Origin of the sequence: Bacillus cereus group sp. BceL291, from assembly GCF_051776705.1 — a bacterium.
GTDB lineage: Bacteria > Bacillota > Bacilli > Bacillales > Bacillaceae_G > Bacillus_A > Bacillus_A cereus.
Genome location: NZ_JBPWAP010000028.1, coordinates 27,101 through 49,219 on the forward strand (window position 1 = coordinate 27,101; position 22,119 = coordinate 49,219).

The following is a 22,119-nucleotide window of genomic DNA, read 5'->3' on the forward strand; positions in this document are numbered from 1 at the left end:
ATTAGTGGGGATTTTTTCCTATATAAATCCGATTTTTACGATATAAAAAAAGACTGCCGTATTTCGGCAGTCTTAATCGATAAATTCAAATTCATATTCAAGAATTTTTACAATATCTCCGTCTTTTGCACCACGTGCACGAAGCGCTTCATCAATACCCATTCCGCGCATTTGACGAGCGAAACGACGTACAGATTCATCACGTGAGAAGTCTGTCATCTTGAATGTTTTCTCAATATCGTAACCAGAGATAACAAACGTGCCATCACTTTCACGTGTAATTTCAAATTTAACACCTTCAGTATCAAATTTGTACATTACACTTGTATCAGACTCATCCGCAACTTCATGTATTGGGAATTCTGGTGTTGTTTCTATTAAGTTCGCTACTTCAAACAATAAGTCACGAACACCTTGTCTTGTTACAGCTGAGATTGGGAAGATTTTTACTTCGTCTCCCACTTTCTCTTTAAATGCTTGTAAGTTTTCTTCTGCATCTGGCATATCCATTTTGTTTGCAACAACAACTTGTGGACGCTCAGTTAAGCGAAGATTGTATTCTTTTAATTCATTATTAATCGTTACGTAATCTTCATATGGATCACGGCCTTCTAAACCAGACATATCAATAACATGCACGATTACACGTGTACGCTCAATATGACGTAAGAATTGGTGTCCAAGTCCGACGCCAGCATGTGCGCCTTCAATTAGTCCTGGAAGGTCAGCCATAACGAAGCTGCGGTTATCACCAGTTTCAACAACACCAAGATTTGGAACGATTGTTGTGAAGTGATACTCTGCAATTTTCGGACGCGCTGATGATACAACAGATAATAATGTAGATTTACCTACACTTGGGAATCCAACAAGTCCAACGTCTGCTAGTACTTTAAGTTCTAGAATAACATCACGCTCTTGACCTGGTTCCCCGTTCTCAGCGATTTCTGGCGCTGGGTTCGTAGCTGTTGCAAAACGTGAGTTACCACGGCCACCGCGGCCACCTTTTGCAATTACAGCAGTTTGTCCATGCGTTACTAAATCGGCAAGAATTTGACCAGTTTTTTCATCTTTTACTACTGTTCCTGGTGGAACCTTTACAAGTAAATCTTCAGATTTACGTCCGTGCTGACCTTTACTCATTCCGTGCTGACCGCGATCAGCTTTGAAATGACGTTGGTAGCGGAAGTCCATTAATGTACGTAAGCCTTCCTCAACTACGAAAACAACATCTGCACCTTTACCGCCGTCGCCACCTGCTGGGCCACCTTTTGGTACATACTTCTCACGACGATACGCAACCATACCGTTACCACCGTCGCCGCCTTTTACATATATCTTGACCTGATCTACAAACATTATTTCACCACACTTTTTTCAATTGGTTGTAATATAACTGAGACTTCTTCGTCTCGCACTGTATAAGAAATGGAATACCATTTATTGTTTTGGGTCGCAAGCCAATTCTGTAGTTCTTCTACACTCGTTAGCTTACCACGAAAATCAAAAAAGAAACGAGCATTATCCGCGTCACATTCAATTGTGATACAAACATAATTTTCAACATATACGTCTAAACTATGCTGAAGCATCGAGAAAAATTGATTCGTCCATGTACATACAGTCTCATCTAAGTGAGATAAGTTATGTAATTTCCCTAATACTTCGTACTCCAATAAGCACGGCTGCTGTTTCCAATTATATGTTAAAATCCACTCTGAAAATAAAGGCATTGATAGCCCCATCAGATTGGATTCTTGTCTCGCTTCTTGGACAAAACGATCGATGAGACTATGAATTTCTTCCACTTTTCCAAGGGAAAGGTTTCCTTTCACCATCTGCATACGATTGAGCCAATCATGTCTTGAATGGCGCAATGCATCTATAATTGTCCATTTTTCATTCATTTAGATACCCCTTAATATAGAAAAACTCTAACCTGCACTCAGGTTAGAGTTTTCCGTGAGTTCTTATGCTTCTTGAGCAACAGGATATACGCTCACTTGTTTGCGGTCACGACCAAGACGCTCAAAGCGTACTACGCCGTCAACTTTCGCGTATAAAGTGTCATCGCCACCACGACCAACGTTAACACCTGGATAAATTTTTGTACCGCGTTGACGGTAAAGAATTGAACCACCTGTAACCGTTTGACCATCTGCGCGTTTAGCACCAAGACGTTTTGACTGAGAGTCACGACCGTTCTTTGTACTACCTACACCTTTCTTAGATGCGAAAAACTGAAGATCTAATCTTAACATACGTTACACCTCCTGCACTTTTTCTATTAAACGGATATACTTTCCGTAATCAAGTTCGATCGTCTTAAGCGAAACAACTAATCCTTCTAAAAGCGTTTGTGCTTTTTCTGCTGTATGAACGTCTAAATCATTAGGCAATTCATACGTTAAGAATCCGCCATCACTTCCGAGTTCAATAGTTGCTTGCACATTACAAAGTTCTTCCACTGCATTTATAGAACCAAACACAACCGCTGTAGTTCCAGCACAGACAAGGTCTTGTCCATGTGGCGCATAATCGGCATGTCCAGTCATTTTAAATGATTGGATACTTCCTAATTTCGTGCGACTTATCGTAATTTTAATCATGTTAACCAGAATTAAGCGTTGATAGCTTCAACAACTAGCTTAGTGTAAGGTTGACGATGACCTTGTTTCTTACGATTGTTCTTTTTCGCTTTGTATTTGAAAACGATAATTTTCTTAGCGCGACCTTGTTTTTCAACTTTCGCAGTAACTGTTGCACCTTCTACAACTGGGCTACCAACTTTAACGTTTTCGCCACCAACGAAAAGAACTTTGTCAAAAGTAACAGTTTCACCAGCTTCAACATCTAATTTTTCAATGTAGATTGCTTGACCAGCTTCAACTTTAATTTGTTTTCCACCTGTTTCGATAATTGCGTACATACTTGCACCTCCTCTTAATTACTAAGACTCGCCAAAAACGAGGTAGACATAAATGCCTTTAGGGAACCTGTCTTGTGCGGTTGTAGCATATAGCCGTTTAGGTGCTATAAACTATAACATAAAGATGTTATCATGAATCATAGACGGTTGTCAATAAATGTTCTGCTAACTATTTTTTCCGCTCTACAATTTCTTTTTTACTTCCAAAACGAACGATAGCATACTTTTCGATATTATCATCTTTGAAATAAATTTCAAATGGAATATTTTTTTGTAATTCTTTTTGCAAAAACTGTTTTTGCAGTTCTTTAGGCGCAGCGATTAATACCGCTTCATCTTCTATATTGCCATATGTGATTAGTTCTCTCTCTAACTCATACGCAATTGTTTCATGCGACATCACATAACCCGTCGCTTTGCAAGGTACACACTCTTTTAATAATACGTCCCGTAAAGAATGCTTTTTACGTTTACGTGTCATTTCCAAAATCCCTAGCTCCGTAAAGCCGAGCACCCTTGTATATGTGCGGTCATCTTGCATAGCAGCTATAAGACATTCTCTTACCTTTTCTTTATCTTCTCTTTTTTTCATATTAATAAAATCAATTAATATCATACCACCAATATCACGAAGTCTTAATTGGCGTGCAATTTCTTCAGCTGCCATCTCATTTGTGCGAAGTACTGTATCTTGTAAATTTTGTTTTCCCGTAAACTTGCCCGTATTCACATCAATTACAGTCATCGTCTCCATTTGTTCTACAATTAAATAAGCACCATTTGGAAGCCACACAATTTTTTGGAGTGCTTTCTCAATTTCACGCTCTATTCCAAAATGGTTAAACATCGAAGACTTTTCATTATAAAAAGATACTTTTTCTTTTCCAACTTTGTCTTCTAATTCTTTTACTATACTTCTTGTATCTACAACTACTTTTTCAATGGTTTCAATTGGATTCTCTTGAAATACACGATCTAAAAAGGTCGCCGGTCGATGAAGTAATAACGGCGCCTTTCCTTGGCCCTCTTTTCTTTTTAACTCTTCATACAACTGTTGTAACCCTTGCATTTCAGCTTGTATTTCTTCAATTGCTCCTTTTTCAGAAGCAGAGCGGAAAATGTATCCCCCCGTTCCCTCTATTTCAATTTGGAGTAACTGTTGTCTTCTTTTATTATTTTTTATTTTTCGAGAAACAGCGCGCATCTCATCAAACGGCATATAAACGACATATTTCCCGGTAAATTCTATATTCGCTGTCAATTTAGGCCCTTTCGTATCAATTGCCTCTTTCACAACTTGTACGAGTATCGCTTGCCCTTCATGTATACGATAAGAAGATGGTACATCATCGTATGAAAGGTAAGCATGTTTTTCTAAACCGATGTTTACAAAAGCTGCATTCATTCCAGCAATTGTTCTTACGACACGTCCAACATAAATATACCCAACAATCTCTTGCTCTTCATTACGTTTCCATAAAAACTCAACAATTTTTTTCTTCTCTTCAATTGCAACGCGCTTTTCCGAACCAGCGTAATTCACATATAACGTTTTCAAAATTATTTCCTCACTTTATAATCTTCTTTGCTTTTACAATAATAAAAGGTTAGTGCTATCGTCAACACTAACCGATTAATTCTTCAACTGATGAAGTTGTTCGTTTTTCAGTAAAATATGCATAGAGCAATTCATTTTCATCCAATGTGTAATGCTCTTTATATTTTCCACGGACGATAATAGAATGCTTATATCCTCTACGAAATTTTGTAAAGATCGTATATAAACGATCTTCCGTTTGCACTTCAATAGGTGCAATCTTTTCGATTCCTCTTTTGTTTCCATAATAACGTTCTAATAAAAAACGCATAAATGCATACCGTCTTTGTTTCCACTCTTGATATAATGACACTGCTAAAAATATGAGTAGTATCCACATCATAATATTGTTACTATTCCAGAGTAACTGCCATCCTAATATTACACCAAAAAAAACACATGACAATTGCATCATCTTTTCATGTGCTTGTAAATAAGGGAAACGATATGATAATACATTAAACAATACTTTCCCGCCATCTAACGGCCAAATAGGGAGTAAATTAAATGCTAAAATAATTATATTATTCCACATAAAGAAATAATATAAATCTGTATTCAGCCAACCGACTTCGAACAACATATAACCTACCAGCATCATCCAAACATGTTGAATCGGTCCTGCAATTACGACAACAAGTTCCTCTTTCAATGACTTATTACCATGTTCCTCAAGCTCGGCCACGCCACCAAACGGCAAAAGTTGAATTCTTTTTATACGCCAATTATAGTGTGCTGCTGCAAAAGCATGCCCAAGTTCATGAATAAGAACAATACAAAATAACAGTAGTAACTCTTTAAAACGCGCAGTAAAAATACCAATGACAATAATAACCCAAAATAATGGATGCACGGAAATTTTCGTTAAAACGTCCCTATATTTAATCAAATGATATCACCTGGATCGGATCAATAAATTTTTCATTCTTTTTTATCGCGAAATAAAACTTTCCATTTTTATCATTTGTATCATTACTCACCGTTCCAATTTTTTGTTTCTTTGAAACGTAATCATATAATTTCACTGACATATCGTTTAAGTTTGCATACCATGACTCCGTACCATCTGCATGTTGAATTTGAACTGTATTTCCAAGTTCCTCTTTCTTGCCTGCAAAAACAACTAACCCTTCATTTACTGACTCCACTTTTGCATTTGTAGCTGTTTGGACAAATACACCTTGGCCATTTTTTTGAAACCCTTGCATTACCTTTCCAGAAGCAGGAATTGCATAATCCTTTTGCTGAATACTTCCTTCTTTTTTCTCGTTCGGCGAATAGAATACGAGCGGTTTTCCAAATTGCTTTTCATACCATTTCGCTACAGTAGCAAACTGAAATTCCTCTTTCATCACTTTTTCTGTAACAGCTTTAGCTCCATTGAATGAAGAAGGAGCATTCTTATATAAAATAGCAACCGAAAGAACTAATATTGCTGATAATAAAACTTTGAAGAAAAAGACTTCCTTTCGAAATAAAGGATGCATTTCCTTTTCTCCATCTTCAATAAATACCGCTTCACTATCGAAATTCCCTCCGTTAAAATACTGCTCTTCCTCCATCCTTTCTTGCTCGGCCTTCCTTTTTGCAATCCGCTTTTTAATTTCTTCTACGCGTCTATTCTTCATACTGTCTCCTTTCTTTCGTTAAGCTAATTTCATTAGAAACAGTTGTATACAGTTTGTACATATGTATGAGCTAAGAAAGAAAGATATTCGTGTGAAGAAAAAAGAAAGCACCTCGCATATGTGCGAAGTGCTCTTAACGGATTCCAAAGAAGTTTTTCACCTTTGCAAATACCGATACCTTTTCTTGTTCAAATGCTTGTAATGGTACATTCTCACCTAACAAGCGTCTTGCAATATTACGATAAGCCAACGCTGCTTTTCCGCTTGGTTGCAACGCCACAGGTTCACCTGTATTTGTAGCTCGAATAACTTCATCGTCATCTTCGACAACACCAAGAAGCTCGATTGACAATGTACGTACAATTTCATCAACATCTAACATATCCTGTTCATGAAGCATATGACTACGTACACGGTTAATAACAAGTTTCGGTGGTTCAATATCCTCTTTTTCTAAAAGCCCAATAATACGATCCGCATCGCGCATTGAGGATACTTCTGGAGTCGTAACAACGATTGCTTTATCCGCACCAGCTACCGCATTTTTAAATCCCTGCTCAATCCCCGCAGGACAATCGATTAATATGTAATCATAATCTTGACGTAATACTTGTATTAATTCATCCATTTGTTCAGGTGTTACCGCTGATTTATCACTCGTTTGTGCTGCAGGTAATAAATAAAGATCATCAAAACGTTTGTCTTTAATAAGAGCCTGAGGTAAACGGCAACGCCCTTCAACGACATCAACAAGATCAAATACAATACGATTTTCCAGCCCCATTACTACGTCTAAATTTCGAAGACCGATATCTGTGTCAATTAAGCACACTTTCTTTCCAGATAACGCTAGGGCCGTACCAATGTTCGCAGATGTAGTAGTTTTACCTACTCCGCCTTTTCCAGATGTAATTACTATTGCCTCTCCCACAGCTATACAATTCCCCTTTCTAACTTTGTTAAATTAGGTCTAAGATGAGTGAGAAGTTGCAGGCGATCGACAACAATGTGATTGTTCTCATTAATATACGCACATTCTGCCGCCTCCGCTCCGTCTTCTTTCTCTTCCGGAGCCCGCATTGCCACATCACTAATTCGAAGTTGCATCGGGTTCATAACAGATGCAGCGATTACAGCATCCGAATCCCCATAATACCCAGCATGTGCAATTCCTCTTAATGATCCTACGACAAAAATATTCCCCCCAGCGATAACCGTTCCGCCTGGATTAACATCTCCAATTAACAACAAATTTCCTTTTACATGTAAAACTTGTCCAGAGCGAACAATTTTGGAAATAGGGACAATTTCTGTTTCTTCTTTCCAAGCTATTGCTTCTGCTTTAGTGATAACATCACTTTCAATTGAATCCACAACAAGATTCTTTTTATTACGAATTAACGTACGAATCTCTTCTTGTTGGACTTCTGTTAAATAACGATTTCCTACTTTCACATGCACTTCAATTAAAGAGCGCCCATCACCATCGTAGTAATGTGTAGAAAGTTTTTCGTCTAATTCCACCAATAATTCTGAGAATGAACAACAATCATCTAAATGAAGCGTTATCCCATCTTTTGTCCCTTTTATCGTTACATTTTGTTGCTTTTTTTCTTCCACTAAAGTTCACCCCACCGATTCAATTCGACATAAAATTAGAAAATCCTTTTTTCTTTTTCTTCCATCGCTTTTGAAAGACGCACTATATATCGTCTCAGTGGGAAACAAACTATCAATAAGAAAATAGCATTTAACAATAAAGTAGAAAGGAGACGATCTGTGAAAAAGACATACGCTGGCATATGAGTACGTCCTAATAAAGTTAAGAATCCATACACATAATACTCTAGTGCTACAACGCTAGCTAATATGATAGAAACAACAATAAATAAATTCAATTGTAGTACTTTCATCACACTATATACTAAATAAGCTAAAATCGGATAAGCAAAAATATATATCCCGACAAGTTCTGTGTATACGGTATCAAATAAGAAGCCAAATAATAGTCCGTAATAAATCCCTTGGACCGGACTATAATACACTGTAATAAAACATAAGACAATTATAAAGAAATGCGGTGCTGCTATGCTGTCTTTCCAAAACACATCCGTTGGAACAACAGTAGCAAACATATTTTCAAATAGAAACACAAAAAGGAGCAAAAGAGGAAGAGCTGCTCTTTTTAATATCTTCATCATCTCTTCTTCTCCTCCTATTCTAATGGCGCTGAAGGTGTTGCACGTTTAGCAACCGTAATATGCTCTACGTCATTTAAATCAGCGGCAGGTTTTACATAAGCTGTTTTTGTTAAGCCATATGCATCCGGCTGAACTTCAACGATTTTTCCAATTACAAGACCTTTCGGGAAAATATCACCCAGTCCAGATGTTACAACTAGTTGATCTTTCTCTACCGGTGCATCAGAGCCAATCTTTGTGAAAAGAAGTAATTGCTTTTCTTTGTCATAACCTTCAATCAATCCAAAGATTTTCTCTTGCCCTTGTACAATAGCAGAAACGCGATTTGTTCGGCTCATAGAACTTAGTAATTCTACTGACGATGTAAACTGAGATACACTTTTCACTCTTCCAACTAACCCTTGTGAAGTTACTACAGCCATATCTTTTTTAATTCCTTGCTGTGCCCCTTTATCAATTCCAATTAAATCGTACCATTTATCTGGATTACGAGAAACAACAGTAGCTGGAATTTCAGTATACCCGCTATTTAACTCTTTTTTACCAGTTAGCTCTTGTAGCTTCTTGTTATCATCTTCTAATTGTTTTACTTTCCCTGATAGACCTGCATAATTATCTAATTTTGCTTTTAATTCTTTATTCTCTTCATACGTGCGCTTTACATCCTCTACATTTTCGAAGAATCCAGCTACGTATTTCGCTGGCTTTTGGAATACACGTTCTACAACACCGACAGTATCTTTAACAAACTGCTCTGGCCATGTTAAACTGTTCCGTTCTTTCAATGAGATTCCAATCAATGCCACGAGAAGAATAATACTAACCAACAAAACAATTAATCTTTTGTTTAAGAAAAACTGTGGCACGTTCACACCCTCTTAATTTCACTGATTTTTATTTTGCAATATTATCGAGCAGCAGTTTTGAAAAGATCGATATTGTCTAATGCTTTACCTGTTCCAATTGCTACGCAATCTAATGGATCTTCTGCAACAAGAACTGGCATTTTCGTTTCTTCACTAATTACTTTATCTAAATTACGTAGTAATGCCCCGCCACCTGTTAATACGATACCGCGGTCCATAATATCAGCCGCTAATTCAGGTGGAGTTTTTTCTAACGTATTTTTAACTGATTCTACAATCGCATCTACTGTATCTTTTAATGCATCTGCAATTTCTTCTGGCTGAATTAGTACTGTTTTTGGTAAACCACTTACTAAATCACGACCGCGAATTTCCATAGGCTCGATACCTTCGGGCTCGCCTGCAGAACCAATTTCTAATTTTAATGCTTCAGCTGTTCTTTCACCGATCATTAAGTTATAGCTTTTCTTAATGTACTGAATGATTGAATCGTCCATATCATCACCAGCAACACGGACTGACTGGCTTGTTACAATACCACCTAGAGAAATAATTGCAACTTCTGTTGTACCACCACCGATATCAACAACCATACTACCAGTTGGTTCCCAAACAGGTAAGTTTGCACCAATTGCTGCTGCAAATGGCTCTTCGATAGGATAAGCATCACGAGCACCCGCTTGACGAGTCGCATCGATTACTGCACGTCTTTCTACAGCTGTAATACCAGATGGTACACATACCATTACATACGGCTTACGTGAGAAGAAACCGTTTGATTTTTGAGCTTGTTGAATGTAATATTTCATCATTGTTGCAGTTGTTTCGTAATCAGCAATTACACCGTCTTTCATCGGGCGAAGTGCCACAACGTTCCCTGGTGTACGACCAATCATTTGTTTTGCGTCGCTACCTACAGCAACGATTTGTTTCGTATCAGTTTGTAACGCCACTACTGAAGGTTCACGTAAAACTACACCTTTTCCTTTTACATATACAAGCGTGTTCGCAGTTCCTAAGTCTATTCCAAGATCGCGAGTAAATCCACCAAATCCAAACATATTATTTATCTTCCTTTCTTGTTTTCACGGACTCATTTTTTCTTAATTTATATTATAAAAACAGTACGTTTTTTATATCTTTATCCTTTTTGTAGATAAATTTCTACAAAAAACTCATAAATCACATTATAAAACAAAATAAGTAAAAAGCATAGTCTTAAATATGACCTTTTTCCTTTAAACTCACGAATTTATGGTCACCTATTATAATATGATCAAGCACTTCAATTCCGATAATCTGGCCGCATTCTACTAAGCGTTTTGTTACTTCAATATCTTCACGGCTCGGCGTGGGATCTCCTGAGGGATGATTATGAAGACATATGATAGAGGCTGCTGCACGACGGAAGGCTTCTTTAAAAACCTCCCTCGGGTGTACAATTGACGTGTTTAAACTTCCAATAAAGATCGTTTGCCTATGTATAACTTGATTTTTTGTATTTAAATATAAACAAACAAAATGCTCTTGTTGTAAAAAACGCATTTCTTCCATCATGTATTTCGCACAATCTTCTGGACTTCGAATACTATATCTATTTTGATATTCTAAACGTACCATTCTTCTGCCTAGTTCAAAGGCTGCCATAAGTTGCGATGCCTTTGAAATCCCAATACCATGTATACTAATTAGCTCTTCTAATGTTGCATCTTTCAACATACGTAAGCCATCAAATTGGTGTAAAATTTTATCTGACAACTTTAAAACTGTTTCTTCTTTAGAACCTGTTCTGAGTAACACTGCGAGAAGCTCTCGATTTGATAAACTTCCAGCACCTTCTAACAATAAACGCTCCCGTGGCTGTTCTTCTCTTACAACATCACGAATACCGTTCATCTCTCCACCCCTTTATTTGTTCTCTCAAAGAAAACCCCATGCAATTTTACGCATGGGTTACATCAATATCAAATTGTTTTAATTCCCGAACGAGACGTGCAATTGGTAAGCCAACTACACTATAGTAGTCCCCTTGGATATTTTGAACGAAAATAGATCCTTTACCTTGAATCCCATAACTACCGGCTTTATCAAGAGGTTCTTTCGACGCGACGTATGTATCAATTTCCTCTTCTGTTAACTCCCAAAATGTAACTTCTGTACGCTCATAAAAAGTAACCGTTTTTTCTTTTGCTATAATCGCAACACCTGTATACACTTCATGTGTTTTCCCTGATAGTAATTGTAACATCTCTTTCGCCTCATCCTCATTAGAAGGCTTACCAAGAATACGCGACTCATATGTAACAATTGTATCTGCACCTAACACAATGTGATCACTATTATTTTCTGCCACCGCTGATGCTTTTTGCAAAGCAAGCGACATTACAATATCAGAAGGCGATGAATATGCACCAATTGTTTCCTCTACTTCACTTACAACGATTTCAAATGGCACACTAGCTAACTCAAGCAATTCCTTCCTCCGAGGTGATCCTGAAGCTAAAATTATTTTTCTCATATTTTCTCCTTCCTTTCTCACATGAAGCAGAACAATTTATATTAATCGTATCAAAGGAATAGTTTGCCCACAAATGAAAGAAATATTAATTTCTCTAACTAAAATAACACTTCTTTATTGCATACGATTATATTCCCATCATAGAGAAAGCACTTTGCTCTAAATTCAAAAGAAAAGAAAGAAGTACATGTACTTCTTTCTTACTCATTTTATTATCCTATCATTTCACTTTCTACGAAACAATTTTTTCATACGAGAGTAAACCATCAATAATAACTTGATTTAATTTCGCCAAAGATTCCTTATCCATCTTCCCATCTTTTACTGTTTGTACAGCTACCGACGTATACATATACAGTTTCTTTGCTTCTTCTCGTTTCATACTTTCCCCTTCTTTTTCAACCTTTTTCCATTCTTTTTCAATTGCTTCTATATCTTTTGGGCTGCTTTTTCCACCAACTTGTACGCTAGAAGCATATTTTGCTAAATGAGTGTATAATGGCTGCACTTTTGTTAAAAATGTCCCTACTTCTTTATCATCTTTCAGCAATGCTTTATCTGTTATATCCCAGCTCTTTTTTAAAACGGAGACACCATCATTTTTATACTTAGTCATTAATTGATTTATAGACTGTTCATCGCTAGCAATACCAACAACTATTGCATACTTATCACCGCTCGGTCTCAAAGCACCAATGCCCCCATTGCCTTTCCATTCTTCAAGAGCTGCCTGTCCCTTTTCTTCAGAAGAATAAAGCCCACCTTGAACAAAAAATAATTTCATCGGATCCAATGACGTTCCTGCCTGTGCTTTTTGTTTTTCTTCTTTCGGTGCTGGTGTTTGTTCTGCCGTTCCACCCACCCTTGATTCTCCATTTCCAGTCGGCCTTGAAGCTGTCACTTCACTTCCTCCTGTCGTTCCTTGTCCAGTAAGTAAATGAAGCATCCCCATTCCAAACGCCGTACCGATAATGATTGCAGTTGCAACGATTACAATTAATGTATTACTCCACTTCTTTCGGTATTTTTCCACAGACATTGATTTCGCTTTTTGAAACGGAACAACATTTTTCGGTCGTTCACTTTCTACTACCATCCATTCAAATTCATCTTTCTTTTTTTCCTCATACTTCGCTTCTGTTCCATTCACTTTCACTGAGATCGTTCGTGATTGCTTGTCCATACACTCACACCTCACCTCTTATCGTTGTCCGCATCATATCATATTCATTTCATAAAAAAACGAGATATTTGTCAGAGGAATTCGCCAAATAACCCTATATATTTATCTTATATGTATGCATTTGACTTCATTTGTAGAACAAAAAAACTAGATAGCAAAGACTATCTAGTTTTTCTCGCGAATATATTTTCGTACTTCAGAAATGAAATAAAGAGAACCCGTTATGATAAAAACATCATTTTCTGCTATCATTTCAACTTTTGTATCAATTGCCTCTTTCCAATTTTCAAAAACTAATTTTGATTCTTTCTGTGAATATGATGCAAGCTTATCAGCAGAAATAGCACGATCAAAGGCGAATGTTGTAAAAATAATTTCATCTGCAATGGTTTCTAATTGACCTACCATGTTATGTAATTGTTTATCACCAAGGGCAGTAAATAACACTATTACATTTTTATCTTTGTAATGCGCTTCTACTGTTTTCACAAGGCTTTCGATACCTTCTGGATTATGAGCACCATCTATAATAATATCCGGGTTACTTTGCAACTTTTCAAAGCGCCCAATCCAATATGCTTCCAGTAATCCCGTTCTTATTTCCTCTTCTTCAATTAAAAATGATAAATATGTTTTTACATACATTACTGCCATAAGTGCTAACGCTGCATTTCCTACTTGATGAATGCCTTTCATTGAGATTTGCAAATCTTCAAATGCGGAAAAAGGACAAGTAAAATCAAACTGTTCCCCATCTTCATTAGACTGTTTATGTAACGCTGTAAAATGCTTGCTAAGTTCGTATAAGTTTGCATGGTTTTCCTTTGCAACATTTTGAATGACTTGCAAAGCTTCTTCATCTTGTACACCAGTAATTACCGGCACGCCAGACTTAATAATCCCCGCCTTTTCATATGCAATTTCCCCTAGTGTATTTCCTAAAATATGCATATGATCGTGACCGATATTCGTAATAATCGTGAGGACAGGGTGTATAACATTGGTAGAGTCAAAACGTCCACCAAGCCCTGTTTCAAATAAAACAACATCACAGAAATTGACTTTACCGAAATAGCAAATCGCCATAACAGTAATAATTTCAAACTCTGTCGCTTCCCCTAAATCCGTTTCATCTAGTTTTTCAACGACTGGTTTTACCATCTTTACAAGTTCAGTAATCTCTTCGTCTGCAATTGGTGTTCCATTCACACTAATGCGTTCATTAAATGATTCGATGTAAGGAGAGGTAAACGTTCCTACCTTATATTTCGCGCCTTCTAACATGTAACGCATATATGTTAACGTTGAACCTTTTCCATTTGTACCAGCAAGATGAACACATTTTATATGACGCTCTGGATTTCCAAGTTCTTCTAACATCCATCTCATTCTTTCTAATCCTGGTTTAATTCCAAATTTCAATCGGCTATGGATCCACCCTATCGCTTCTTCGTATGTATGTATCACGTATGTTTTTCCCCTTTCAAAAGACAACTTTCATAGTTCTATTATACGCAAAGAAAAGAGACTCACCAATATAGTGAGTCTCTAAAAACATTTTTACTTTTCAAGATCTGCTAGACGTTGACGAACTGCTTCGCGTTTTTCTAGGTAATCTTGCTCTTTCGCACGCTCTCCTTCAATAACCGCTGCAGGAGCTTTCGCTACGAAACCTTGGTTAGAAAGTTTCTTCTGTACACGTTCTACTTCTTTATCGAACTTCTCAAGTTCTTTCTCAAGACGAGCTCTCTCTTCATCAAGATTGATAAGATCAGCTAACGGTAAGAATAACTCTGCACCTGATACGATTGCAGTCATTGCTTTTTCTGGCGCTTGTAAGTCCGTTTGAATTGTTAATTCGCTTGGGTTACAGAAACGCTCAATGTAAGAGCTGTTTTTCGTAAGTTGAGCAAGTACAGCCTCATCTTTTGCTTTAATTTGCATTTGAACTTTTTTGCTCATTGGCGTATTTACTTCTGCACGGATGTTACGAACAGAGCGAATGATATCAACTAGAAGGTGCATTTCTGCCGCAGTTTCCGTATCTTGTAAATCTTCGCGAACTGTTGGCCACGCAGCTACTGTAATAGACTCGCCTTCATGCGGTAAATGTTGCCAAATTTTCTCTGTTACGAATGGCATGAATGGGTGTAATAGACGCATTGTTTGATCTAATACGTAAGCTAAAATAGAACGAGTTGTTTTCTTAGCTGCTTCATCTTCACCGTATAGTGGAAGTTTCGCCATTTCAATATACCAATCACAGAAATCGTCCCAAATGAAGTTGTATAATGAACGACCAGCTTCACCGAACTCATATTTATCCATGTTACGTGTTACGCTTTCGATTGTTTCGTTTAAGCGAGTTAAGATCCACTTATCTGCTACTGATTTTTCACCAGTTAAATCGATTTCTTCATACTTCATATCATCCATGTTCATTAATACGAAACGTGATGCGTTCCAAATTTTATTAATGAAGTTCCAAGTAGATTCTACTTTTTCCATGCTGAAACGTAAATCTTGACCTGGTGCACTTCCTGTTGATAAGAAGAAACGCATTGCATCTGCACCGTACTTCTCGATAACATCCATTGGGTCAATACCGTTACCAAGAGATTTACTCATCTTACGACCTTGCTCGTCACGAACTAAACCGTGAATTAATACATCTTTAAATGGACGCTCTCCTGTAAACTCTAAACCTTGGAAAATCATACGAGATACCCAGAAGAAGATGATATCATAACCCGTTACTAGTGCATCTGTTGAATAGTAACGTTTGAAATCTGCTGAATCTTCATTTGGCCAACCAAGTGTTGAGAATGGCCATAACGCTGAACTGAACCATGTATCAAGTACGTCGTTATCTTGATTCCAGTTTTCAATATCTGCTGGTGCTTCTGTACCTACGTATACTTCACCAGTTTCTTTATGGTACCAAGCCGGAATACGGTGTCCCCACCATAATTGACGAGAAATACACCAGTCATGAATATTTTCCATCCAACGTAAATATGTGTTTTCAAAACGCTCTGGTACGAACGTTACTTTTTCTTCTTCTTTTTGTTGAAGCGCTACTGCTTTTTCAGCAAGTGGAGCCATTTTTACGAACCACTGTGTTGATAAATAAGGCTCAACAACTGCACCGCTACGCTCACTATGACCTACTGAATGCATATGTGGCTCGATTTCTACTAATACGCCAGCTTCTTGTAAGTCTTTTACTAATTCTTTACGGCATTCGAAACGATCCATACCGTTATACTTACCAGCTTTTTCGTTCATTGTTCCATCTTCGTTCATTACTAATATGCGTGGTAAGTCATGACGATTACCTACTTCAAAGTCATTCGGGTCATGAGCTGGTGTAATTTTTACAACGCCCGTTCCGAAATCTTTTTCTACGTACTCATCAGCAATAATCGGAATCTCACGGCCTACGATTGGAAGTGTAACTGTTTTTCCGATTAAATGTTTGTAACGATCGTCTTCTGGATGAACTGCTACTGCTGTATCACCAAGCATCGTTTCTGGACGAGTTGTCGCAAGACGAATGTGACCAGAACCATCTGTTAACGGATAGTTCATATGGTAGAATGCACCTTGAACTTCTTTATGAATTACTTCAATATCAGAAAGAGCTGTACGTGTTGCTGGATCCCAGTTGATGATATATTCACCACGGTAAATTAAGCCTTTTTCGTATAATTGAACGAATACTTTATTAACCGCATCTGATAAACCTTTGTCTAATGTGAATCGTTCACGAGAATAGTCTAGTCCTAAACCAACTTTCCCCCATTGTTGACGAATGTGAGAAGCGTACTCTTCTTTCCACTCCCAAGCTTTTTCAAGGAATTTTTCACGGCCAAGATCGTAACGTGAAATACCTTCTTCACGAAGTTTTCCTTCTACTTTCGCTTGTGTTGCGATACCAGCATGGTCCATTCCTGGAAGCCATAGTACATCGTATCCTTGCATACGCTTCGTACGAGTTAAAATATCTTGAAGAGTTGTATCCCAAGCATGACCTAGGTGTAACTTACCAGTTACGTTCGGAGGTGGAATTACAATTGTATACGGTTGTTTCTTCTCGTCTCCTGTTGCTTCAAAATATTTGCCTTCAAGCCACCATTGATAAAGGCCTTCTTCAACGGACATATGATCATATTTAGTTGGTAAATTCTTTTCCGTGTTTGACATTATTTTCCCTCCTTAAAATAAAAAATGTCCCTCATCCAAAAAGGACGAGGGACATCGCGGTACCACCTTTATTTACAAACAAATTCATAATTTGCTTATACTCTTAATTTGATAACGGACAAATCCGTCTTTTCCTAATAAGAACTATTCCGTTCAGAAAAGATGCTCCAGGGCTACCTTCTAACATAACTATCTAGAGAATCTCTCAGCTAATGATTCTCCTCTCTGAAGACGTTTCATGTTATACTCTTCCCCTTCAAGGCATTTATATGATTGTTAATTATTATATACAATAGTGTAAAAAACGAAACCTTATTCGTCAAGATAAATTTAAAACTACAGCTTTTCGTGCAAAAAAAGAAGATAAGTAGAATCCTCTACTTATCTTCTTTCCCCCGCTATTTGCGGGCAGTAAGACCTCCACCTCAAAACTCAGCTGAAGCAAAGAAGTTAGATGGGAGCCCTGCTGCCCGTAAACGCCCAATTGGTGAAGGCTAATCATCAGCGGAGAATGCCTTTACTTTATCCGTTCCCTTGCTGGGCAGCTTGTAATTGCGACAGGAAATATTCTATATTGCTAACGAGCCAATGCGATTGTTGCAAACTCTTTACTCCGCGCAGTTCATTTTCCTCGTTGCGATTATCTCTTCTTTTCTTATAAGACTGGATTTGCCGAATAAATTGCGATGGATACGTCATATACGCAAACATAAGTAGTTGCTCTTCTTTCGTAAAAGGGAAATTTTTTTGATACATTTGAAACCATTCAAACCGATCACTTCTTGCGATTGGATATGTGTTTAAAGACCGTGAATAAAAACCTACTATATCTTGCACAGGCGTTGCAAACTTCGATTTTTCTAAACTAATAAAATAGCCATTCCGCTCATAGTCAAATAAAAAATGATTAAGTGACACATTACCATGCACAAAAGTAATACGCGTTTTCTCTTTTTCTTTCATCGCATCGTTCCACTCATTTAATTGCTTCGTTGCAAATTCACGCGCTCTCATTACATGATGATAGTACGTACAATATTGCAATTCAAACGGGGACATATACCATTTTGATTCAGATTCTACGAGAAACTCTTCTAACATCTCACCATCATTTTCCCAACGATCGGATATACTTGTATAATGTTTTTCTAAATCTTCTTCCGTATACGTTTCTTCCTTCACAGTTTTTTGATGCAACGTTCCAAGTGTCTGAAACATTTTATGGTATTGATCATTGTCATCACCGTTTCCTTCTGCACGTTCTAACCAAGGCATTAAATAATAATTATACGTCCCGTCACTTAAAATATAACTTCCATCCGTCGCATGATATATAGGTACATAATTTGAAAAACCTTTCTCCTTCAAATATTGAATATGATGCAGAAAGTTATTCCGCTCTAACTTTCTGCCTTCTATTTTCTTGAGTGCATATGGACCTTGATTCGTATAAATTTTCATTACATTTCCGTGCTCTTCCATATGCTGCGTATCCAATCTATATTGCCTCACGATAGGTTCATAGTGATTTCGCAACTCAATATCCATACGAATAACCCTTTCTATTCAAAACATAGCCTCTAAGAAAGGAAGTGAGTGAAAACACTCACTTCCTTATTTCGTCTTTACCCTTGAAACGGGAATATAAATAATTTGCCCCGTATTTAAAAATATATCTTCTGTTTGATTGACACGGTGTAAATTTTGTACAGACGTTTCATAACGGTCTGCAATAGATTCAATTGTATCCCCTTCTTGCACGAAATACATTCTTAACTTTGTAAATTCTTCTTCCGGTTCTTTCGTAAATAGTTTTGTTAAATAAAGCGCATTTTCATCTCGCTGTGAGTACTCTTCTTCTTGTTCTTCCTGCTTTTTCGCTTTTTCTTTCTTGAAATCTTTTCGTCCGAACAGTTCAAATTGTGGCGTTGTTTCTTGCTCCTCTTCACGTTCCACAAATTCATGTTCTTCTATTTTCTCTTCTTCTAATTCCTGCTCTTTTCTTTCCTCTAATTGGAACGGTTCAAATGCGTAATCTTCCCACTCATCTGATTCCTTATATGCTGGTTCTTCTACATGCGGCGCCGGTCTATTTTCATCCTCTTGCGCTGAATCTTCTTCTAACTCAGCATACACCGTTTCTTCCTCTTCAACTTCATCCTCGCTTCTCTCTTCATCACACAAACCGGTAATAGATATATCCGCTAATAATTGTAAGCAACCATTTTCCTTTAATTCATAATCAAATTCCTCGATTGATACATATAGCTCTTCAATTACTTTCACTCGATTCCTCGGAATTGATATTTCAAGTGGAAAGGAATGAACAAGTTCATTAACCCCATCTTCTCTTGTTTCTACATAATCAATTGACTTTGCTGGCGATAGTTCTCTTAATGAATACGCTGAATCATCTTTTCGTGCAACATACTCTCCCGTTAAATCTAATTGTCCTCTCACGATTACTTCATGATCAAGCTCTTCTATCTCAACGTCTGGATCTAACGAAATTGACAAAAGTTCTTCGACTTCCTGTCCTTTTTGGAACCACACAGATTCTTTTAATGAAAATCGTAATGAATGATCTGCAGCCACTTCTTTTCCCCCTCCCAAACTATATGTCATTACAGATTTATGTGCGGAAAGCTTACTTTATGAATAAAAAAAATCGCTCCCCTTACGGAGAGCGATTTTCTCTAATACATTACGCTTTTAATTTTGACATTGCAATTTCAGCTGCTGCAATCGTCGCTTCAATATCTGCATCACTATGTGCTGTCGATAAGAATAAACCTTCGAATTGAGATGGCGGTAAGAATACACCTTGTTCTACCATTTCACGATAGTAAGCCGCAAAGAATTCTAAGTTTGAAGATTTTGCTGCATCGTAATTAATAACGGGTTCATCTGTAAAGAAAATACCAATCATAGAGCCTGCACGGTTAATATGGTGCGGAATGCCATGTTTTTCAGCTGCTTTACGTAATCCAGCTTCTAACATTTCAGCTTTACGCTCAAATTCTACATATGATTCTGGCGTTAACTGTACTAACGTTTCATAACCTGCCGCCATTGCAAGTGGGTTACCTGATAAAGTACCAGCTTGGTAAATCGGTCCGCTTGGCGCAACTTGGCGCATAATTTCCGCTTTACCACCGTATGCTCCTACTGGTAAACCACCACCGATTACTTTACCTAAGCATGTTAAATCAGGCGTTACGCCATAATAACCTTGGCCACAATTATAAGCTACTCGGAATCCTGTCATTACTTCATCAAAAATAAGCAATGCACCGTTTTGTTCTGTTACTTCACGAAGACCTTCTAAAAATCCAGGCTGCGGAGGAACAACCCCCATATTTCCTGCTACTGGTTCTACAATTACACAAGCAATATCATCACCGAATTGTTCAAACGCGTATTTTACGCTTTCTAAATCGTTATAAGCTACTGTAATCGTATTTTTCGCTACACCTTCTGGTACACCAGGACTATCTGGTAAACCTAAAGTCGCCACACCAGAACCAGCTTTAATTAATAACGAATCACCATGACCGTGGTAACAACCGATAAATTTCAAGATTTTATTACGACCTGTATAACCACGAGCTAAACGTAGTGCACTCATTGTTGCTTCCGTTCCAGAGTTAACCATACGCACAATCTCAATTGATGGCACGCGCTCAATAACAAGTTTTGCTAATTTATTTTCAATTTCTGTTGGTGCACCGAAGCTTGTACCTCTTTCAGCAACAGATTTCAACGCTTCTACAACACGATCATTTGCATGACCATGAATTAAAGGACCCCATGATAATACGTAGTCGATATATTCATTCCCATCGATATCATATACTTTAGAGCCTTTTCCACGCTCCATAAACAACGGATTCATCCCAACAGACTTAAAGGCACGAACCGGGCTATTTACGCCACCAGGCATTAAGTCTTGCGCCTCTTCAAACGCTGCAATTGACTTATCAAACTTTTTCATTATTTAGCGCCTCCTTCTTGTAACCATCTTGCTGCATCTTTTGCATGATACGTAATAATTAAATCTGCTCCTGCACGTTTCATACTAATTAATTTTTCAAGAACAACTTCTTTTTCATTAATCCAACCATTTTGCGCTGCCGCTTTAATCATCGAATATTCACCACTTACATTATAAGCGACAACTGGTAAATTAAAGTTATTTTTCACATCACGAACGATATCTAAGTAAGAAAGCGCTGGTTTTACGATTAAGAAGTCTGCACCTTCCATTACATCTGATTCTGCTTCACGGAATGCTTCCATACGGTTTGCCGGATCCATTTGATATGTTTTACGGTCACCAAATTGCGGTGCACCGTGCGCAGCATCACGGAATGGTCCATAAAATGCTGATGAATATTTCACAGCGTACGACATAACTGGCACGTGTCCAAAACCATTTTCGTCTAATGCATGGCGAATTGCTGTTACGAAGCCGTCCATCATGTTTGATGGCGCAATAATGTCCGCTCCTGCTTTCGCTTGACTTACAGCTGTTTTCGCAAGAACTGCAAGAGACTCGTCATTTAAAATAATACCATCTTCAATTACACCGCAATGACCATGGCTTGTAAATTGACATAAACATGTGTCTGCAACTACTACTAGCTCAGGGAAATCACCTTTAATTTGCTGAATAGCACGTTGTACAATTCCATGATCACAATATGCTGATGATCCAACTTCATCTTTTTCAGCAGGTAAACCAAATACAATAACAGAACGAATACCTAAATCAACAACTTCTTGCATTTCAGCTTGCAATAAATCTAAAGACATTTGATATACGCCTGGCATAGAAGGAACTTCATTACGAACATTTTCACCTTCTAATACAAAAATAGGGTAAATAAAATCTTCCGTATGTAAAAACGTTTCACGCACAAGCGCACGCATGCCCCCGCTTTGTCTTAAACGACGATGACGATTAAATTGTAAAGAGTTCATAGATTTCT

Annotated in this window: 22 protein-coding genes and 2 other annotated features; all 22 genes read right to left on the bottom strand. The window is 37.6% G+C overall.

Going from position 1 to position 22,119, the window contains the following annotated elements; translation table 11 throughout:
• Positions 1-72 precede the first annotated feature (72 nt).
• Complete coding sequence (obgE, locus tag ACS2CR_RS18220; RefSeq protein WP_000497128.1) at positions 73-1,359, bottom strand: GTPase ObgE; 1,287 nt, start codon at positions 1,357-1,359, stop codon at positions 73-75.
• Positions 1,359-1,907, bottom strand: a complete 549-nt coding sequence (locus ACS2CR_RS18225; protein ID WP_001003584.1) for a sporulation initiation phosphotransferase B — start codon at positions 1,905-1,907, stop codon at positions 1,359-1,361. The genes obgE and ACS2CR_RS18225 overlap by 1 nt, the downstream gene beginning before the upstream one ends.
• A gap of 63 nt (positions 1,908-1,970) precedes the next feature.
• Entirely contained in the window at positions 1,971-2,261 is a 291-nt protein-coding gene (gene rpmA, locus ACS2CR_RS18230; RefSeq protein ID WP_000944958.1) for a 50S ribosomal protein L27, read from the bottom strand.
• A gap of 3 nt (positions 2,262-2,264) precedes the next feature.
• Positions 2,265-2,609 (bottom strand): ribosomal-processing cysteine protease Prp, encoded by a 345-nt coding sequence (locus ACS2CR_RS18235; RefSeq protein ID WP_002001054.1) that lies wholly within the window; start codon positions 2,607-2,609, stop codon positions 2,265-2,267.
• 11 nt (positions 2,610-2,620) lie between these two features.
• The gene (gene rplU, locus ACS2CR_RS18240; RefSeq protein ID WP_000270907.1) at positions 2,621-2,929 is read right to left on the bottom strand and encodes a 50S ribosomal protein L21; all 309 of its coding nucleotides are present in this window, start codon (positions 2,927-2,929) and stop codon (positions 2,621-2,623) included.
• Between the two features lie 14 nt (positions 2,930-2,943).
• Positions 2,944-3,021 (bottom strand) — a sequence feature (ribosomal protein L21 leader region).
• A 77-nt stretch (positions 3,022-3,098) separates the two neighbouring features.
• A complete protein-coding gene (locus ACS2CR_RS18245) occupies positions 3,099-4,487 on the bottom strand; it encodes an Rne/Rng family ribonuclease (protein WP_053512750.1) in 1,389 nt (462 codons plus the stop codon).
• Between the two features lie 67 nt (positions 4,488-4,554).
• Positions 4,555-5,415 carry a stage IV sporulation intramembrane metalloprotease SpoIVFB gene (spoIVFB, locus tag ACS2CR_RS18250; RefSeq protein ID WP_000599055.1) on the bottom strand — a complete coding sequence of 287 codons (861 nt, stop codon included), beginning with the start codon at positions 5,413-5,415 and terminating at the stop codon, positions 4,555-4,557.
• On the bottom strand, positions 5,408-6,154 hold the full coding sequence (gene spoIVFA / locus ACS2CR_RS18255; protein WP_000797471.1) for a stage IV sporulation protein SpoIVFA: 747 nt from the start codon (positions 6,152-6,154) through the stop codon (positions 5,408-5,410). The genes spoIVFB and spoIVFA overlap by 8 nt, the downstream gene beginning before the upstream one ends.
• Before the next feature lie 133 nt (positions 6,155-6,287).
• Positions 6,288-7,085 (bottom strand): septum site-determining protein MinD, encoded by a 798-nt coding sequence (minD, locus tag ACS2CR_RS18260; protein ID WP_000503309.1) that lies wholly within the window; start codon positions 7,083-7,085, stop codon positions 6,288-6,290.
• A gap of 2 nt (positions 7,086-7,087) precedes the next feature.
• Entirely contained in the window at positions 7,088-7,774 is a 687-nt protein-coding gene (gene minC, locus ACS2CR_RS18265) for a septum site-determining protein MinC (RefSeq protein ID WP_000391525.1), read from the bottom strand.
• A gap of 35 nt (positions 7,775-7,809) precedes the next feature.
• On the bottom strand, positions 7,810-8,355 hold the full coding sequence (gene mreD, locus ACS2CR_RS18270) for a rod shape-determining protein MreD (RefSeq protein WP_000975766.1): 546 nt from the start codon (positions 8,353-8,355) through the stop codon (positions 7,810-7,812).
• 14 nt (positions 8,356-8,369) lie between these two features.
• Positions 8,370-9,221: a rod shape-determining protein MreC gene (gene mreC / locus ACS2CR_RS18275; RefSeq protein WP_001135488.1), complete on the bottom strand. Its 852-nt coding sequence runs from the start codon at positions 9,219-9,221 to the stop codon at positions 8,370-8,372.
• A 41-nt stretch (positions 9,222-9,262) separates the two neighbouring features.
• The gene (gene mreB / locus ACS2CR_RS18280; protein ID WP_000466736.1) at positions 9,263-10,282 is read right to left on the bottom strand and encodes a cell shape-determining protein MreB; all 1,020 of its coding nucleotides are present in this window, start codon (positions 10,280-10,282) and stop codon (positions 9,263-9,265) included.
• A 157-nt stretch (positions 10,283-10,439) separates the two neighbouring features.
• Positions 10,440-11,117 (bottom strand): DNA repair protein RadC, encoded by a 678-nt coding sequence (gene radC / locus ACS2CR_RS18285; protein WP_001013391.1) that lies wholly within the window; start codon positions 11,115-11,117, stop codon positions 10,440-10,442.
• 46 nt (positions 11,118-11,163) lie between these two features.
• Positions 11,164-11,739 carry a Maf family protein gene (locus ACS2CR_RS18290; RefSeq protein ID WP_001226291.1) on the bottom strand — a complete coding sequence of 192 codons (576 nt, stop codon included), beginning with the start codon at positions 11,737-11,739 and terminating at the stop codon, positions 11,164-11,166.
• A gap of 232 nt (positions 11,740-11,971) precedes the next feature.
• Positions 11,972-12,922: a hypothetical protein gene (locus ACS2CR_RS18295; protein WP_000361014.1), complete on the bottom strand. Its 951-nt coding sequence runs from the start codon at positions 12,920-12,922 to the stop codon at positions 11,972-11,974.
• A gap of 165 nt (positions 12,923-13,087) precedes the next feature.
• Positions 13,088-14,389 carry a bifunctional folylpolyglutamate synthase/dihydrofolate synthase gene (locus tag ACS2CR_RS18300; RefSeq protein ID WP_000582068.1) on the bottom strand — a complete coding sequence of 434 codons (1,302 nt, stop codon included), beginning with the start codon at positions 14,387-14,389 and terminating at the stop codon, positions 13,088-13,090.
• A 93-nt stretch (positions 14,390-14,482) separates the two neighbouring features.
• Positions 14,483-17,128 carry a valine--tRNA ligase gene (locus tag ACS2CR_RS18305; protein WP_053512749.1) on the bottom strand — a complete coding sequence of 882 codons (2,646 nt, stop codon included), beginning with the start codon at positions 17,126-17,128 and terminating at the stop codon, positions 14,483-14,485.
• A 37-nt stretch (positions 17,129-17,165) separates the two neighbouring features.
• Positions 17,166-17,397 (bottom strand) — a binding site (T-box leader).
• Between the two features lie 253 nt (positions 17,398-17,650).
• Positions 17,651-18,676 (bottom strand): spore coat protein YsxE, encoded by a 1,026-nt coding sequence (gene ysxE, locus ACS2CR_RS18310; protein ID WP_000350653.1) that lies wholly within the window; start codon positions 18,674-18,676, stop codon positions 17,651-17,653.
• Between the two features lie 66 nt (positions 18,677-18,742).
• A complete protein-coding gene (gene spoVID / locus ACS2CR_RS18315; protein WP_003285397.1) occupies positions 18,743-19,753 on the bottom strand; it encodes a stage VI sporulation protein D in 1,011 nt (336 codons plus the stop codon).
• Between the two features lie 79 nt (positions 19,754-19,832).
• Positions 19,833-21,122 (bottom strand): glutamate-1-semialdehyde 2,1-aminomutase, encoded by a 1,290-nt coding sequence (hemL, locus tag ACS2CR_RS18320; RefSeq protein ID WP_000712943.1) that lies wholly within the window; start codon positions 21,120-21,122, stop codon positions 19,833-19,835.
• The gene (gene hemB / locus ACS2CR_RS18325; protein ID WP_001087065.1) at positions 21,122-22,111 is read right to left on the bottom strand and encodes a porphobilinogen synthase; all 990 of its coding nucleotides are present in this window, start codon (positions 22,109-22,111) and stop codon (positions 21,122-21,124) included. The genes hemL and hemB overlap by 1 nt, the downstream gene beginning before the upstream one ends.
• Positions 22,112-22,119 lie beyond the last annotated feature (8 nt).

Excerpts from the sequence above, each read along its gene's own strand:
- radC (WP_001013391.1), bottom strand. The coding sequence starts at position 11,117 with ATGAACGGTATTCGTGATGTTGTAAGAGAAGAACAGCCACGGGAGCGT.
- mreD (WP_000975766.1), bottom strand. The coding sequence starts at position 8,355 with ATGATGAAGATATTAAAAAGAGCAGCTCTTCCTCTTTTGCTCCTTTTT.
- ACS2CR_RS18235 (WP_002001054.1), bottom strand. The coding sequence starts at position 2,609 with ATGATTAAAATTACGATAAGTCGCACGAAATTAGGAAGTATCCAATCA.
- ACS2CR_RS18305 (WP_053512749.1), bottom strand. The coding sequence starts at position 17,128 with ATGTCAAACACGGAAAAGAATTTACCAACTAAATATGATCATATGTCC.
- spoIVFA (WP_000797471.1), bottom strand. The coding sequence starts at position 6,154 with ATGAAGAATAGACGCGTAGAAGAAATTAAAAAGCGGATTGCAAAAAGG.
- ACS2CR_RS18290 (WP_001226291.1), bottom strand. The coding sequence starts at position 11,739 with ATGAGAAAAATAATTTTAGCTTCAGGATCACCTCGGAGGAAGGAATTG.
- obgE (WP_000497128.1), bottom strand. The coding sequence starts at position 1,359 with ATGTTTGTAGATCAGGTCAAGATATATGTAAAAGGCGGCGACGGTGGT.
- ACS2CR_RS18225 (WP_001003584.1), bottom strand. The coding sequence starts at position 1,907 with ATGAATGAAAAATGGACAATTATAGATGCATTGCGCCATTCAAGACAT.
- ysxE (WP_000350653.1), bottom strand. The coding sequence starts at position 18,676 with ATGGATATTGAGTTGCGAAATCACTATGAACCTATCGTGAGGCAATAT.
- rpmA (WP_000944958.1), bottom strand. The coding sequence starts at position 2,261 with ATGTTAAGATTAGATCTTCAGTTTTTCGCATCTAAGAAAGGTGTAGGT.
- mreB (WP_000466736.1), bottom strand. The coding sequence starts at position 10,282 with ATGTTTGGATTTGGTGGATTTACTCGCGATCTTGGAATAGACTTAGGA.
- ACS2CR_RS18295 (WP_000361014.1), bottom strand. The coding sequence starts at position 12,922 with ATGGACAAGCAATCACGAACGATCTCAGTGAAAGTGAATGGAACAGAA.
- hemL (WP_000712943.1), bottom strand. The coding sequence starts at position 21,122 with ATGAAAAAGTTTGATAAGTCAATTGCAGCGTTTGAAGAGGCGCAAGAC.
- hemB (WP_001087065.1), bottom strand. The coding sequence starts at position 22,111 with ATGAACTCTTTACAATTTAATCGTCATCGTCGTTTAAGACAAAGCGGG.
- rplU (WP_000270907.1), bottom strand. The coding sequence starts at position 2,929 with ATGTACGCAATTATCGAAACAGGTGGAAAACAAATTAAAGTTGAAGCT.
- spoVID (WP_003285397.1), bottom strand. The coding sequence starts at position 19,753 with ATGACATATAGTTTGGGAGGGGGAAAAGAAGTGGCTGCAGATCATTCA.